This window comes from Pseudoalteromonas rubra, assembly GCF_005886805.2.
Classification (GTDB): Bacteria; Pseudomonadota; Gammaproteobacteria; order Enterobacterales; family Alteromonadaceae; genus Pseudoalteromonas; species Pseudoalteromonas rubra_D.
Genome location: NZ_CP045429.1, coordinates 1,510,942 through 1,526,242 on the forward strand (window position 1 = coordinate 1,510,942; position 15,301 = coordinate 1,526,242).

Annotated in this window: 15 protein-coding genes; 1 reads left to right on the plus strand and 14 read right to left on the minus strand. The window is 47.2% G+C overall.

The features are described from left to right. Nucleotides 1-1,377, plus strand: coding sequence for an FAD-dependent oxidoreductase (locus CWC22_RS06390; RefSeq protein ID WP_138538137.1), 1,377 nt, complete (start codon nt 1-3; stop codon nt 1,375-1,377). On the opposite strand, the gene CWC22_RS06395 is transcribed toward CWC22_RS06390, so the two are convergent. From CWC22_RS06395 to CWC22_RS06460, 14 genes are read right to left on the minus strand one after another with little or no spacing between them, the layout of a single operon-like run. Then, on the minus strand, nt 1,374-2,363 hold the full coding sequence (locus tag CWC22_RS06395) for a GNAT family N-acetyltransferase (RefSeq protein WP_138538138.1): 990 nt from the start codon (nt 2,361-2,363) through the stop codon (nt 1,374-1,376). The two genes, CWC22_RS06390 and CWC22_RS06395, sit on opposite strands and share 4 nt — an antisense overlap. Continuing rightward, complete coding sequence (locus CWC22_RS06400; RefSeq protein ID WP_138538139.1) at nt 2,353-3,030, minus strand: class I SAM-dependent methyltransferase; 678 nt, start codon at nt 3,028-3,030, stop codon at nt 2,353-2,355. Before CWC22_RS06400 ends, CWC22_RS06395 begins: the two co-directional genes overlap by 11 nt. A gap of 31 nt (nt 3,031-3,061) precedes the next feature. Then, entirely contained in the window at nt 3,062-3,805 is a 744-nt protein-coding gene (locus CWC22_RS06405; RefSeq protein ID WP_138538140.1) for a nucleotidyltransferase family protein, read from the minus strand. A 1-nt stretch (nt 3,806) separates the two neighbouring features. Continuing rightward, complete coding sequence (locus CWC22_RS06410; protein WP_138538141.1) at nt 3,807-5,270, minus strand: PfkB family carbohydrate kinase; 1,464 nt, start codon at nt 5,268-5,270, stop codon at nt 3,807-3,809. Then, a complete protein-coding gene (locus tag CWC22_RS06415) occupies nt 5,258-6,142 on the minus strand; it encodes an SDR family oxidoreductase (protein ID WP_138538142.1) in 885 nt (294 codons plus the stop codon). The genes CWC22_RS06410 and CWC22_RS06415 overlap by 13 nt, the downstream gene beginning before the upstream one ends. Continuing rightward, nucleotides 6,121-7,182, minus strand: a complete 1,062-nt coding sequence (locus tag CWC22_RS06420) for a Gfo/Idh/MocA family protein (protein WP_138538143.1) — start codon at nt 7,180-7,182, stop codon at nt 6,121-6,123. The genes CWC22_RS06415 and CWC22_RS06420 overlap by 22 nt, the downstream gene beginning before the upstream one ends. Continuing rightward, on the minus strand, nt 7,163-8,449 hold the full coding sequence (locus tag CWC22_RS06425; protein WP_138538144.1) for a class I SAM-dependent methyltransferase: 1,287 nt from the start codon (nt 8,447-8,449) through the stop codon (nt 7,163-7,165). Before CWC22_RS06425 ends, CWC22_RS06420 begins: the two co-directional genes overlap by 20 nt. Nucleotides 8,450-8,460: 11 nt before the next feature. Continuing rightward, a complete protein-coding gene (locus CWC22_RS06430; protein ID WP_138538145.1) occupies nt 8,461-9,690 on the minus strand; it encodes a DegT/DnrJ/EryC1/StrS family aminotransferase in 1,230 nt (409 codons plus the stop codon). Next, nucleotides 9,680-10,213 carry a WbuC family cupin fold metalloprotein gene (locus tag CWC22_RS06435; protein WP_138538146.1) on the minus strand — a complete coding sequence of 178 codons (534 nt, stop codon included), beginning with the start codon at nt 10,211-10,213 and terminating at the stop codon, nt 9,680-9,682. The genes CWC22_RS06430 and CWC22_RS06435 overlap by 11 nt, the downstream gene beginning before the upstream one ends. Next, complete coding sequence (locus CWC22_RS06440) at nt 10,210-10,989, minus strand: AAC(3) family N-acetyltransferase (RefSeq protein ID WP_138538147.1); 780 nt, start codon at nt 10,987-10,989, stop codon at nt 10,210-10,212. The genes CWC22_RS06435 and CWC22_RS06440 overlap by 4 nt, the downstream gene beginning before the upstream one ends. Beyond that, complete coding sequence (locus tag CWC22_RS06445) at nt 10,989-12,266, minus strand: hypothetical protein (protein ID WP_138538148.1); 1,278 nt, start codon at nt 12,264-12,266, stop codon at nt 10,989-10,991. The genes CWC22_RS06440 and CWC22_RS06445 overlap by 1 nt, the downstream gene beginning before the upstream one ends. A gap of 4 nt (nt 12,267-12,270) precedes the next feature. Then, entirely contained in the window at nt 12,271-13,173 is a 903-nt protein-coding gene (locus CWC22_RS06450; RefSeq protein ID WP_138538149.1) for a class I SAM-dependent methyltransferase, read from the minus strand. Between the two features lie 3 nt (nt 13,174-13,176). Further along, a complete protein-coding gene (locus CWC22_RS06455; RefSeq protein ID WP_138538150.1) occupies nt 13,177-14,328 on the minus strand; it encodes an FkbM family methyltransferase in 1,152 nt (383 codons plus the stop codon). A gap of 4 nt (nt 14,329-14,332) precedes the next feature. Then, nucleotides 14,333-15,298: a radical SAM/SPASM domain-containing protein gene (locus CWC22_RS06460; protein WP_138538151.1), complete on the minus strand. Its 966-nt coding sequence runs from the start codon at nt 15,296-15,298 to the stop codon at nt 14,333-14,335. Nucleotides 15,299-15,301: the final 3 nt, after the last annotated feature.

The window sequence follows — 15,301 nt, forward strand, 5'->3', positions numbered from 1 at the left end:
ATGGCAAATAATCAGGCAGTTGTAGTAGGCGGTGGCATTTGTGGCATGGTTGCGGCTGTGCTTTTAAAACAACGATTTGATCAGGTGGTACTGATTGAACAGGCCGACACTGTGGGGGGGTTGTTTTGCTCTGTTAAAGACAGCTCTGGCGCTGCCTATGATATGGGCTCACACATTCCCAACGCGACAGGTGTTGCGGAGCTGGATGACATTTTGTTTGCCGATGCGGATACTGACAGCTGGCATAAAATTGCCAGGTTGTGCTCAGGGAACTACTTTGCTGGTAGCTGGGACTTGAATAGCCCATTTCCGGATGCGTCAAAACTCCCACAAGATATCTACCAGAAGGGCTGCGGCGAGCTTATCAATCATACCGACTTGCCAGAGTCTGGCTTGATTTATGAGTATTGTGCCAATTCTTTGGGAATTGTGTTCACAGAAAGCATTGTCGTGCCGATATTACGCAAACTCTATGGTCAGGATGCTCCCCTGAAGCGTCTGACTATGGCAGCAGGGTTATTTGGCTTTACCCGCATTCTGGCGTTGCCAGCCGATGTCGCTGCAACCCTTAAGCAGCTACCGGCCTTCGATGCCAAGCTGGGGTATCAGCGAGAATCTGATTTTCAACAGCGCAAAGCACAGGATAACCTGAGTGAGGTAACGTACTATTACCCGACGACCGGAGAGGGGATTGGTTACTGGGTCACGCAGCTACAAAAACGTGTAGAGCAGGCTGGTGTTGAAATCATCACATCAGAACGCGTTGCACAGATAGTTCACCAGAACAACAAGGTAACGAGTCTGACCCTGGCGAATAGTGCGCGCACTTTGGCATGCGATTTTCTATTCTGGAGCGCGCCTCCTTTTATCGCACTGGGTGCGATGGGACTGACGCCAGCCAGAGGTCAGGTGACCTTGCGTACCGCACTTATTTTCCACCTCAACTTTGATCGGCCTTTGCTGGATAAAAAGTCACATTATTTGTGGGTCTGGGACGCGAACAGCGCTATTTTTCGATTGACTTTGTACCCTAATCTAACCGGGCAAAATCAACACCATCATTTATCCGCAGAAATACTATGCAGTCCTGATGAGGTGGCGTCCTTTTCAGAATCTGAGATCATCGAACAGCTAAAATCTATGGGCATCGTCGATCCGCACGCGCAATGTGTCAGTGGGCAGACTCAGGTCATTAACAACACCTTCCCCGTACCGACAACAGAATTCCAGGCTGTCAATCAGCAGAACTATGAGACCTTGACAGGATGCGTTGATAACGTCGTTGTCTCGGGTCGTTTTAGTGGTAAGTGCTGGCGTCAGGCAGAAGTATTGGTTGAGGCGTACGAGTCAATTATGCGGGCAACCGACGCAAATTAAGCGTCGGTTTTGTCCAGCCGGATGTGAAAATACGGTTCGACGTTACCACCAAAGCTCAATTTGAACCACCCCCGCTGTGGACTGTTGATCCCCTCTAAGTCTAACTTTGACACGCCTTTTTGGGCGAGTAGCGGAAAAGCCTGCCATAACACCGCGGTGCCAGTATGGCTGTCTCGCATTTCAGGGTGATTTGCACCATAAAAATAATAGGCCGTATCCCCCTGGAGTAAGTAGGTCGCAAAGCTGCCTATTTCCTGGTTACTGGTGTGTGCCTGATACATACAGAGCAGGCCCTGTTGTGCCAGGCTTTTGATTCTCACCGCGAGCGTATCCAGTTGGGCTGGGCTAATTTCAATGCCCTGGCGTGCCATGGTGAGGCCGTAATAATGGGCAAATAGTGTAAAGTCGTACGACTCACTGAGCGTCACCTGTTTCTTAATACCGTAGCGGATCTCCTGTCGCCTTGATACCGAGCTATTGTTATAGTTGTCTGAGTGCTCAAGTGCTGACAAAGGCGCGGCAAACTCATCTAACTCAAGCACGGACGTGTAGCGAGGCGTGACAGCATATTTAGGGCCATCGTTGTGGTAGTTAACCCATAAGAATGCGCGAATGTCCTGGATGGCCGGATGTAGCTTCAGGGTTACCTGAGCATAGCGCTCAGCAAGGTACTCAGCAATGTACTCTTGTGCAGCAAATAACTCCGAATGACGCTGGGCGCGATTCAGGTGATCTATATTGCGATGCATAATCCCGTCATGGATCACGTCATGATGACCGACGACGCGTTGTTCATGCTCATCCACGATCAGTAACACCGCGGCAATTTTCTCGTTGCCCTTACAGCAGTAATAAGCGTGGTATTTAACGTCCAGTAAAGCGATAAATTGGCTGTGAACAAACGGGGTACCATGGGGTGAAGTTGCAATGAAGCTGTCCCAGTTTTGGTCCAGCTCACACGGCTCAAGGCTAAACTTATTCTTCATGAGCGGGCTTTTTTAATACCATACTCCACGCTGCGTGGACGCCATCACTGCCATATTCACTGGATTGACCGTGACTGAGCGAGACAATATCAAATTTTGCGACGAGCTGGTGGATCAGCTCAGCGTCGAAAAAGTTAACATTGCCGACATCAGCAAACGGGCCCCAGGTGTAACCGGTTTTGGTATAGTGATCGACCGACTCTGGTGCTTTGGCGTAGTCAGAATGCTCAGTGCTGAACCAGTCTGTGATCAGTATGACACCACCGGGTTTGAGTCGGTCATACGCCTGTTCAAGATAGCGTTGAATACTGCTGGCCGGATTATGCACAGATGCGCCCCGGTCAACAATTAAGTCAAATTGTGCCTCAAAAGGCCAGGGTTGTGTAAAGTCGCCGACATATAAGTTATCAGCAATGTCACTGAACCGCTTTTTTAGTTCTCCGATGATAAAGTCACTGCCATCAATGCCATACACGTTTGGGCAATAACTCAAGAAAAATGGAAAATTTGCGCCAGCACCACATCCTACTTCCAGAATAGTAAATGTTTCATCGCCGTCTCTCAGGCGGGTATTACGCAACGCACCACTGACAACTTCACTCCATGGCCACACGGACATGTGCTGATTGCTGCGGTAGAGTTGATCCCAGTTTTGACAAAATGACATATGTAAATCCTTCGAAGTAACTATGCTGTGATTAAGCAAGGTTTGAGCCAGTATTGCAGGTGTGATGCGCAGTCTGTTTGGCTAGGTTTTGCGCGTGTGCGTAGCTTTGTGGAGTACCAATATCAATATAGTGGTCGTCTACTCGCCAGCCTTGCAGTTTGCCAACCATATTCGGCACTATATCGATACTCAGCTCATAATGCTGATTGGGTTTTAGGTCAGAAAAGTACCGCTCGTATACCGCGGGTCCAAATATAAACAGGGCACCACTGGCAAGATTTCCGGGTGGGTTTGCGACTTTCTCATGAAACTCCTGGATGACCTGATATTCGTCCAGCTGCACAATGCCGCAGCTTTGCGGTGTTGGTGTTTCAAACAGTAACAGAGTTGCATCGGTGTTTGCCTGGCGCTGGTGATGTGCTTCAAGCATGCCTTGTAGCGAGCTTTGACAATAGTTATCAGCATGGATCACCAGGCAAGTTTCTCCCTGCCAGAACCTTCGGTTAGCGACCAGCGTCCCGGCTGTACCCAGCAGTTCAGTTTCATAACTTAATGTGATGCGGGCATTGTGAGGGTGCGCAGCCACATAGGCTTCAACCTGCTCACTGAAATAGTGTGTATTGATCAGGATCTCTTCTACCCCTAGTTGAACTAGCTTGTTTATCCACAAGCCAAGCAGGGGCACATCATTAATGGGAACCAGGCACTTTGGCAGTGTGTTGGTAATGGGCTGAAGGCGGGTACCAAGACCAGCAGCGAGTAAAATGGCTTTCATATTAACTAAATGAGTCCTTGACGGCTTTTTCCAGTATTTGACAGGACAACGGGGTGTTGCCCAGAGATGCAACCTGACAAGCGGCTGCCAGACTCCCCAGATAGCAGGCTTGCCATATGTTGGCACCTGCAACCAGTGCTAAAGAGCTGGCTGCCAGCAGGCAGTCGCCAGCGCCCGCAGGGTCAACGGCGTTTGGGTTCAGTGCTGGCAGGCGATCATTTTCCCACTTTTGCAAGGGCAGATCGGGTTTATGCACCAGTATCCCTTCCTCAGCCAGCGTAATCACCAGATTCTGACTTTGTGTTTTCTCGATCAGTTTTTGGGCCAGGACCACCAGGCCATCATCGGTATTATTCAGTGCAACGCGCACTTCTCTTTCTGTCGGCGTTAGCAGGTCCATTCCACAATACCGTGAAATGTCACCCACCTGAGAGGAGGTCTGGCTGTCCGCGACCATACGAATGTTACGCTGCCGACACGCCGTACTTAAGCGTTCAACAAGCGGTTGAGGTAATACACCATAATTAAAATCGGAAAAGACCAGCAGATCTGTCGAATCCAGCTTTTGTTCTATGGCACTGTAAATTTGTTCCTGTAATTCACGGGCAATTTTGTGCTGCCTGACCTGATTAACACGCAGCAGTGTTTTGTTACCTGCCCGATATCTGGTTTTTAGTGGGGTAGGGCGGCTTGTGTCGGTAAAGAACAAGGGCTCGACCTGATAACCTGAGATATTCTCAGTGGCGTAGAAGGCCGTATTATCCTCACCCAGCACCGAAGCCAGTGTCACCTCTTTGGCACCCAGTGCTTTGATATGCCCGGCAGTGATGGCTGCCCCACCCAGAAACCTGTCTTTACGGTTAGGTGTCATCACTATGGTGGGGTCTTCCTGAGATAATCCGACGGCTGTACCTTGCACGTACTCATCGACAATGACCTCACCAATCACGAGTACCCGTAAGGCCCGCATACTTTCAAACAGGCTGACTAAGTCGGATTGTGTGATGCCATGACGCTGTGCAAATTGCTTGGCTTCCTGGTAGTCAAAGTTTCGTCCAACTGAGGTGGTGCGGCGAATATAATGGTCAGCATTGGTCTCAAATTCACCAGAGCCGAACACCAGTTTACCACCATATTGCTGCAGCGCGCTCAACTCGGCATTGTGCCGGGTTTCAAACTCTTTCCCTTTAACTACAATGGCCGGTTGGTGTTGCTCTACGACCTGCTCCGGCGGCTGATCGGTCAGAAAAGCCTCGTCAACACATTCAAGCGACTGCACAATTTCCAAACGGTGTTTTTCTTTTACCCGGCTTTTTACGGCCATTGCTGAATCAGTATTGATTGCGACAATGAGCTCATCACCGCAATCCCGGGCGAAATTGAGCAATCTGATGTGACCCGGATGGAGCACATCAAAATTGCCCTGTACTAACACGCGCTTTGGCTTATGAGTCATTTTTTCCATTGCCCGATACCGGTTTCAATACAAGTTTGCACAGAGGTAAAACTAAACTCAGAGAAGCGTGCAGAGTTTATCATGGTTGTGTTCAGAGGGCGCTTACCACTTGGGTCCAGCTCTGAAAAACGGATTTTCTGAAGCGGTGTACCACTTTGTAGTGCCGTGGCTATCATTTTAGCCAGGTCATAGCGACTGAAGGACTCTGGGTTGCAAAAGTTAAACACACCTTTAACGTTTTGCTCTACCAGGAAGTCGACAGCACGGACAATATCCTTGACGTCAGTCGGATTAAAAATCAAATCCGTGGCGGCTTTGACCGGATCCCCCGAGTTTATCTGGCCTGCGATATCATTGAGGATCGTTCCGTCAGCGCCAGGGCTACCAATGATTTTTGCCAGCCGTATGACAGTGGCCTGACCTTCAGTGAGTGACATCAAAGCCGTCTCTACACGGCGTTTTTGCTTGCCATACTCAGATACGGCAGGGGCTAGGCTATCATCGGTATAGCCTCCCTGATCACCGGTAAAAACATTGTCAGAAGAGACAAAGATAATCGGGATCTGCTGTTCATGGAGTTCGTTGATCAGGGCAAGTGTTGCGTCAACATTCACTTTGGCTGCTTTTTGGGGATCCGCGTTAATTGCACCAATGTTGGTGAGCGAAGCACAAATGATGGCTATATAGTGACACGACGAATTCAGTGTTAGATCGGCCAGCGTGTTTTCCTGAAGCTGAAACTGTTGCATGCCTGGTTGTGGATTACGGGCATAGGTGCCAATTGAATTCGGCCGTGTCTTTATGAAATGGCTAAACAAGTGGCTGCCCAGTAACCCGCTGGCACCAAATATAATTGGCGTTAATTGTTGATCTTTTGCCATATTGCCTCTGCAAGTTGAATGTCGGATAGTGCCGCACTAGCAGCGATTGGGCTGCTAAGATTATGCTGTTGCAATGCATCAAGAAACGCCTGAGCTTGCTCTTTAAATGCCCAGGACCAGGGAACCTGATACTGGGTTTTTTCGCTGATCTCACCGTTGCGCTGCAATTCGACCCGGGCAGGGACATTACGTAGCAGAGCGGGTGGCAAAGTAAGCTGCAACTGACCATGTTCAAACACAAATGTGCACTGTTCCTGCCAGTCTTTTTGCTCGACTTCACCCGTATGCAAAGTCACGAGCTGGCGGTCAGTCCGCATAACACACACATGGGCTTTTGCCGATACAAAGTTAAAGTACTCGACGCCCAAGTCACAGTCTAGAAAATACCTGAGTAAATTCAACAAGTGTGAGTGTACATTGACATAGCGCGCGAACAGCGGACGATGTTCATTAGTGAGCCAGTCAGGTGCAAAGTCGGCCTCATCAGGCATTTGCGGCCGCGCCTGTTGTGAGTGAATATAGCCACCGGCTTTGCAATAACTATCACCCATGTAGCAGTGTGCGTTGACCTGCAGTAATTCGCCTAACTCTTTAGTGTCGATCAGCTGTGAAAAAACGGCTTTTGCTTTTATTACACCGGCATCAAAGCGTTTCATGTAACCCACGCAGTAAACGAGCCCTCGGGCTTTGGCCAGTTCGACTAACGCACTGGCATCTTTACTGTTACCAGCCATGGGCTTTTCACTGAATACATGCTTCCCGGCGAGCAGACAATCTCTGACCACTTCTACGGTGTGAGCACGTGCTGTTACGACCACAACGGCATCAATGTCATCGTCTTCAAGCAGCGCATGATGATCGGCATAGGTGTGATTAAAACCAAACTTGCTGGCAACTTGTGCCAGCAATTCTGGGCGCAGATCCGCTATTCCGTGCAGTTCACAGTCAGTCAGTTGAGCATAGTTCTCAATATGCGCAACCTGGCCGATGAAACCGGCGCCAATGAAGCCCAGTTTTATTTTAGCGGATGAAGTCTGCATAGTTCTCTTTCGTGATGAGTACGACCTGAGGTGTCAAGGTTAAAAATGCACCGCCTTGTTCGAGATAATCCAGGTGCTTTCTGACAATGGCTTTGGCATGGATCCAGGCCAGTATCACGGTTAATTTTGGCATTGTGTCCATTAGCTTTTCGGTTGGCTCAACTAAAATGCTGTCGCCGGGTGAGTAGCGTCCAACTTTTTGTGCGTGGTCATCATAAATTTCTGTGATGTCAGCGCCAATGTCATATTGAGTTAACAGCATAGGGCCACTACGTGCCGCGCCATAAGCTGCGATGATACCAGGTTGGTGCTTAGCAATCAGGGCTTTGGCTTGCTCCTTCATGGTGTCAAAGCGCGCAACGAATGCATTCATTGTGGTCATGCTGTGCAAGTCACTGGCGTCCTCTTGTTTGACCATCTCAGCAACAGAAGGCTGAGTCGGGCGAGGGCCTGATTTGTGCTGAGCGAATCCGATAATGGAACCACCCTGGATCGACACATGCTCAACATGGATCACTTCCAGCCCTTCTGCGGCAAGAAAGTTGATCATAGGTTTAAGAGAATGGTTGCATAAATGTTCATGGAAGATGGTACCAATAAGCATCTTATCTATGATGTCTTTGAGATAGGATACTTCAAACACAAATAACCCATCGGCTGCCAGGGTTGTTGCAATTCCTTTGAGCAGGTCACGCATTTCGTCCGCATGTGCAAACACGTTAAAAGCGGTTACTAAAGAAGCCTGACCGTGCTGAGCAACGATTTTTTGGCCGTTTTCGGCAGTCATTAAGTCCGCGATTGTTTCGATCCCATTGCGGGTTGCCTGGGCTGCAATATCGCTGGCCGGATCAATGCCTAGTACTTTGAAGCCTTTTTCTTTAAAGCACTTTAAGAAGGTCCCGTCATTGCTGCCTACATCCAGCACGAAGGGCTTAGGAAGCGGACCATATTTGTCGAGGATCAGTTCTGAAACGTCTTTAAAGTGATCGATGATCCCCTGAGTCTGACCTGAATGGTAAGTGTAATCAGCCCACAGGTACTCAGGTGCAATCACATCTAATATTTGCACATGGCCGCAATCCTGACAGATATAGAGATCGACAGGAAACAGTGGGCAGGTATCTTTTTGTTGTGAGTCACTGTACTTTTCAGCAATCGGTGTTGGCTTGAAAGGGATAGCTTTGACCACGTTTTCGCTGAGGCATAATCGACAGTCATTTCTGTGATGAAAATACTGCTTTGCCAATTCACTCTGACTTTGGTTCATAAGGGTTCTCATTATTTTAAATCAGCTTTCATTGAATCTAAAAAGTAGGCTTCTACTTTTAGGAACGCTTCATAAATGATTTGCGCTGTTTCGATTGTATAATTTTCATTTAGATAGAGATTAAAAGAGGCATCTCTTGCTGCAATAGCGTTAGGTGTTTTTTTGTCCGGTATCAGGTGTTTTTTCGCCCAGGGCCACTGGGATACCACAAAACGGTAGTGTGGGTTTAGTTCAACCCCTTCTCCGAGCAGTGCATTACAGAACGCGTCTTTATCCAGAGTATGATCATCTGTGTTTAAATACACCGTCAGGAAAAAAGGCGAGGTGCCATCAATAAACGCCGCTGCTGTGCACAGTTGCGTGGAATTGATGAGTTCTATCATCCGTGAGCAGAATAGCGCTCTTTTTTTGATGGTGTCGTCTAACCTCATCAATGAGGCGATGCCGATGGCGCAAGAGAGCTCGTTGGTGTTCCAGTTAAGGGCGGGGAACATGTACGTTTCTGCATTGCGTTCCTGATAATCTTCACTGGCAAAATCTTTCCCTCTGTCGCCGTGGGCAAGGACTTTATAGTACAAGCTTTTATCTTGGGTATAAATAAGCCCGCCACTTCCCCCGGAAGCCAGACTTTTTCTGTACATGGTTGACAGTGCTGCAATATCGCCAAATGTGCCGAGTTTTTTCCCTTTGCAGTGTGCGCCGGGAGATTGTGAGCAATCCTCCAGTAACTTGATACCCCTTGCTTTTGCTTGTTCAGCAATCAGTTCGATATCTGCGGCAATGCCAGCGCAATGGACGAGCAAAATAGCGCTTGTTTCGGGTGTGATGACTTGTTCAATCTGAGCCCATGAGGTATTCAAACTACCTGGCTCAGTGTCTGCCAGAGATACCTTATAGCCGTTCAAAATTGCCGCATTCAAGGAGCCAGGATCTGTAATTGGCGACATGACGATATGGCTACCTTCAGGCAGCTCTAATGCAGCAAGTGCCACGAATAAGGCGCCTGTACCCGTTGCTACAGCAGCCGTAAAGCCACCGCCCATATACTCGCTGAATTTCTCACAGTAGCTATTTTCAAATGGGCCAAAGTAGCCCGGGTCAACATCAGAGTTAGAGTAATAGCTGACCGCTTCATTTAACGCGTTCACCTCTGCCTCACCAAAAGCGACACGCTTTGGCATTCCCTGGGTGATCAGTTTCTCACCCCCATGAATGGCTAGTATTTGTTTATTACGTTTCATCGTTCTTATTTTCTAAATAGGTATCTTGCAATGCTTGATAGAATTGCTTTAAAGCAGTTGGCTCTTGTGGTTGCGGTGACCATGGTGGTATCGCCACATCTTGCTCTTTGTCATAAGGGCCAGCATATATTTCATGGTAGATGGCGTACTCACTTGTGCAAAGTGGCAGATGCCAAATATCTCCATTGATACGCTGGATCAGTGATCGGTTTGGATTTTTACTGTTAGAGCTAAGATGCATGATGTCGATTACGGTGCCATCATCATCAAACAGGAAAGTGCTAAGCTCACCGTCAATTAAATGGATCGACTCACTCTTGCCGGGTGGATGTTTATGCACCGGAAATAATGCACCTTTCAATACCACAATGATCATTTCCTGAATAAGGCTGTTAGTGTCCTGATGCAGACAAAGTCGATAGTGATTGCTGCCCGATGATTGCGCCTTGAGCAATAGTTCTTTAATTTTTTCCTGGCCAATAGCTAAGTGAGGCGATGTATTGAATTCAGCAAGTTGACTCATATTGTTGACCGCTCCATATATGAGTATGGCGCAAGAGTTGCGTGCGACGAGGATGCAAATGCCTGTTTGACAACGTGTGACAACACACTGACATTCACCAGCGTGACATCATACTGACCAAAGTGGAAAACATGTATGCCATCAGAGCGATGTAACCGTGAACCAAACTGATGAAAATCACGCACTCGCTTGGTATGTCTGTGTAGCCGATACTCAGACGGGTTGCCTGATTTATCCACCAGGGTATAGTTTTCCAGGTTTTGTGCCAGATAGATTTCAGGCGCAAACATCTCTTCGAAATGGTGGATATAGGTGCAGCTCTCCAAAGCTACACCCAGGTGCAATATGTAGCACTGATCGCGTAGCGCTGAGTTTTCTATTATGCCGTATGGACTATGCACAGAGCATGGGCCAGGGTCCAGATGGTGGGCGGCTGTTATCTCGTAGGCATCTCGTCCTATTGCCGCTACTGAATGGGTAGGGTGAAGGCTTCGGTGAGTTGCGAATTGAGTACGAAATAACTCAGTCATAACACCGGTATGTGAGCGTGTCTTGTGCCAGTCAAATACCGGATTTTGCGGTGTGACAGTGCGCCAGCTCATGGTTGGCATGATGACGTTGCCGGTTTTGCAGTGTTCCACCAGGGTTTCACACAATGCAGCAGGGTCAACCTGATGTTGGGCAAGGGGCCTAAAAGCACTATGCACGATTAAAGTAGCGTTTTGTGTCACTCCCCCAGTGCGCAATGCCCGGGTAAGAAAGTCATAAAATTGCACTAGTTACTTCCTTCCAAACGGCTAATTTGAGTGTCAAAAGCAGTGGAGATAGACTCATAGGTCTCCTGCTCCAAAATAACCTGATGAAGGCCATTGTGTGCAAAAAACTGCTCGCGCTTACTGGTGCTTATCCCGGTTTTTTCCACATTGGATTTGCTGGTGGCAAAATGGCTTTCACTCACGGGCGTGAATCGAATAGAAGAACATCCAGGAATGAAGTAGTAAGCAAAACTGGGCCCGGATGAGGCGCTAAAGTTAATGTAGGCTGCATCGTAAAACGCGAGCCTTAACGCAAAATTGATTGAAGCGGCAGGCAGCTCAATCACTTTATCCGAAAACACTGGCTTTGAAGTACATTCAATCGTATCTCGCATCACCACTGGCAGGTATTTGTCGAAATCTAATTCTTCTATGAACGTTTGCCATGGTGCAGTATCTGAGTTTCTCTCTGGATGAGTCTGGGTATTGCGAAACGTGAAGGTCAGCAGCTTCTTGTTCTCGGCACCGTAACTTTGTATCAGGTTGTTCACTAGCTGTTTGGCAAACGCACTGATACTGAGTTCTGGCATGTTAGTTTCAATGTTGTCGTACTGCTGGAGTTTAGCCAGGCCAAAAGCAATACCTGTGTCGGTTGCCAGAAATTCATCCGGGAAAATGAATTTTTTATCGCCGAGTATATGTTTTGATTCCTGACGCGAGGTAAGCTCAGTGACCCCAACCACGGACCCCAGGCTTTCAAATATTGGTTTGACAATATTTCTGATCCGCCACGTATGTTCTTGTAGCGGGTAGTTACTGCAAAATGCCAGTTTATCGTCAGTGCTATATTTTGGGATGATCACAAAATGTATGTGCTTGAGGCCGAGGCGCTTGCGCTCTGCCTCAGCGACTGCGGTAAAGCTTAGCGCATCATAGCAAGGGAGGTTCAGTTTGGTATCGTAAACAACATACAGTGTGCTATCCGTATTGATTTGGGGAGATACCGCGTCAATACAGCTTTCTATCTGACAGCTAGCGATGTTGTAAAAGAATAGTTTTTCCAGCGGAAATCCCGCATCCAGCAAAGTGTTGGCAATATCGTCAACAAACATCGAACAGATAATCACTTTGTCAAAAGACGCAATGCCTGACGCCTGGATTTGCTTGATACTGACAGCCATTCTGTTTTTTGATAATTCACCGCCTCGCGTTGTAACAAGCGTCGCGTTGGGGAAAGTCCCCAACAGCTGTTCTGTAATACTGTTAACGCCGTACAGAATGACATTTTGTTTACCCATATTGTTAGAAATCGCTCCCTAAGTAGATAAAGTGATCACTATCCAGCGGCAGTCTGGCTTGCTCTTTTTGAATAGGTGCCTTTAGTTTAGGTCTGGCGGATTGTACAAATTTTTGATAGTTAACACGCCAATCCACGGCATTTTCATCAAGGTATTGCATTTGGATCGGGCTCTTATTTGCTGTTGAGTTTTCACCTTTTTCAGCAACAACAATAACATGCATTAATCCATTGATAGATTTACAGGCATCAATGTAATTGTAAGCTCCCCCTCTGGTGAAATCAGGCTTCCATTCGTATAAGTCAGTTTTAAACTTATAGACGCTATCAGATGCATCTCTTGCAACTGTCACGTAAACCTTGCAATCGCGGAATTCATTGATTGAGTAGTAACTGAAGAACCATTCGGGCGAATACATCAGGTAAGCACCGGCAACTGAACTGGCACACTCTATGTGTATGATCCTGCCACCAGGCTTGAGCAGGTGGGTGGTATTTTGTAAAAAGGAGACGGGGTTAAAGATATTATCCATACAGCTGCCGTTGTATATGGCATCAAATTTACCCACTAACTCGGCGCTCAATGGCTCATTCATATCTTGAATGATATCCGCCCCTTCATAATCAGAGCGATCCAGGCAATGGTAGTTGAGATTTGGCGACAGGGCACTGAGCAAGTCGTGATCATACAATGATTGATTGCCATGGCGTGTAGCGGAATCAAATTTTTCATCAGAGATCAGAGACTTTACCTTGCTGGTGTCTAGTTGATGATCTTCCATCAACTGCACAATATCATTCAACTCAACATTGACCGTTTGTTTTCCAATACACAGAAAATCACCCGCAAGTTCTTTGAACTGGTTTTCCAACAGCATCAGTTGAAAAGTTTGTCGATTTATACCCATAATTTATGCCTTAATTTTTGGAAGTGCATAGAGCACTGTTTCTACGAGCCCACCATCGTGCTGCCGTAAATAAAACTGGTAGACACCCGGCGCAATCGCTTCAACCTGTTGTTGCAAAGAGAAAATGTGCTCGGGTTGGTGGTACGCTGAAATTGCCAGCGCAGGCGTCTCTTTTGCAATGAGCGTTTCTGCGCCTGCCAGAGCAAGAGGCTCAAATGCTTCAATGTTCATTTTGATTAGTGTCGGGGTTGCATCAGCGAGCTCTGTATCTAAATTGGTAATATCCACGGCGACTTCTCCTGCATCGGTAAACAGCGATGCCCGCTCTTTGTTCGCAGAGAAATACAAGGTGCTGACTTTGTCACCAACGCCTTTGTTGATACATGTGACTTTGCCTGACTCCGAGGTGTTAGCAACCAGTCTTTCGAATGTCGAGGGATCCGGTTCAAAAGCGAACACTTGTTTAACACGCTCTGTGTATCTGGACAAATGCAGCAAGACACTGTCGCCATCATAAGAGCCGCAGTCGACGTATACTTCGGCAAAGGGCGTGAGATCGATTGCTCTTGGCTCATATAACTGCCAATCGACAATGGGATCGAAAACGGTGGGTACACCAAAGATACGATAGTTTAAACAGGCTTCTAAAACCTGCACTGAGGTTTCATCAACCAGGGTATCAGCAAGCTGCGTGATATCATCTACACCTGATTTGAGGATTTCCAGCATGTTTTTATGAAAGAAATGGGGCTCAAAGGTGTCAGGGTAAAGCGTTTGCAAATGCAAAAACGGGGTAACGGAGCGTGCTTTTGACTCCTGACAAAGCTTATAGGCATTCAGCGTTCTGTGAGTGGCGAGAATGACGTGTGCATTGCAAACGATTGGATCCGAAAAGGGCTGAACCAGATACTTACCCAACAAGCATTGTCCTTTTTTGGCTGGGTTCATATCAACTATGGTTACGTCGGATGCCCCCATAGCGTCTAAAATCTCTAATAATCTCACGCCTTCGTCTGCGGCACCTAAAATTACTACGGGTTCTGACTGTAGTTGTTTAAGGGTGACACAGTTTTTTCTTTGTTCAGCTCTGATAGCCTCAATGTCATTGTTTTTCAGGTATTGGCCGAATTGTGCCAAGTTTAAATAGTCTTGCATCAAATTACCTGCTTTTCCAAGTGTTTAGCCTGTCGATTCGGTTGTAAAAAGTGAATTCTGCGGATTGGCGAATCAGTAAGTTTCCTTCTTGTCTCTCTGTGAAGCTGTTTGAAGCCCAGCGGTCACAGTTTTCACAAAAAGGCACTTTACTCCAGTCACCATTTTCATGGTGTTTGCGGATTTCGTTTAACTTGTCGCCTTGCCATACGTTTTGAACGCCTTCTTCCACGGCATTACCCACCACTACGTCTTTAAATCCGTCCAGACAACAAATTGAGACATCACCATTGGTGTGTATTGTCATCGTCTCATACAACTCTGCGCATGGAATTCTATCTTCAGGGTTAATTTTAATATTGGGGAATTTACCGTTTTCGAAAATCTCACCCACCCGAACAAAATCCGCTATTTCGGTCCACTTTTCTATGAATTCTTGTTCTTCATGCTGATTTTCTGGTTGTTTTGTGAAAGAGACGCCTATTCTTGGTACTGCTGAGTCGCCACGTATGGCTAGTAACTGCAAGACGTGGTCCTGGATCTTTTCAAGCTTTTCGACGCCACGAATTTTGCTCAACGTTTCGTTCGTTGTTGAGTCAATACTGATGGTTATGCTGTCAACGCCGATTTCCACTAAATTGGTTGCGGTCTTTTTGTTGAGCAGCAGTGCATTGGTATTCATAGACAGCGTAAAGCCGCGACGTTTCATACTTCTCAGGTGCATCATGATGTCCCGACCCATAAGTGGTTCACTCCACAATCCAGGTCCGATGGTGGTTGTATGACCAACTATCTCATCAAGTATTTGCTTCGCGTCCGTTGCCTTCATTTGTTTTTTTATGATGGCATTAACTTTGGGATTATCGGTATCACCATGAACGACACACATCGGACATTTCAGATTGCAGTCCGAGCTCAGATCCATCAGAACACGTTTTGGATACTTGGTTAGCTTCGGTTTATTGGTACTCATAAT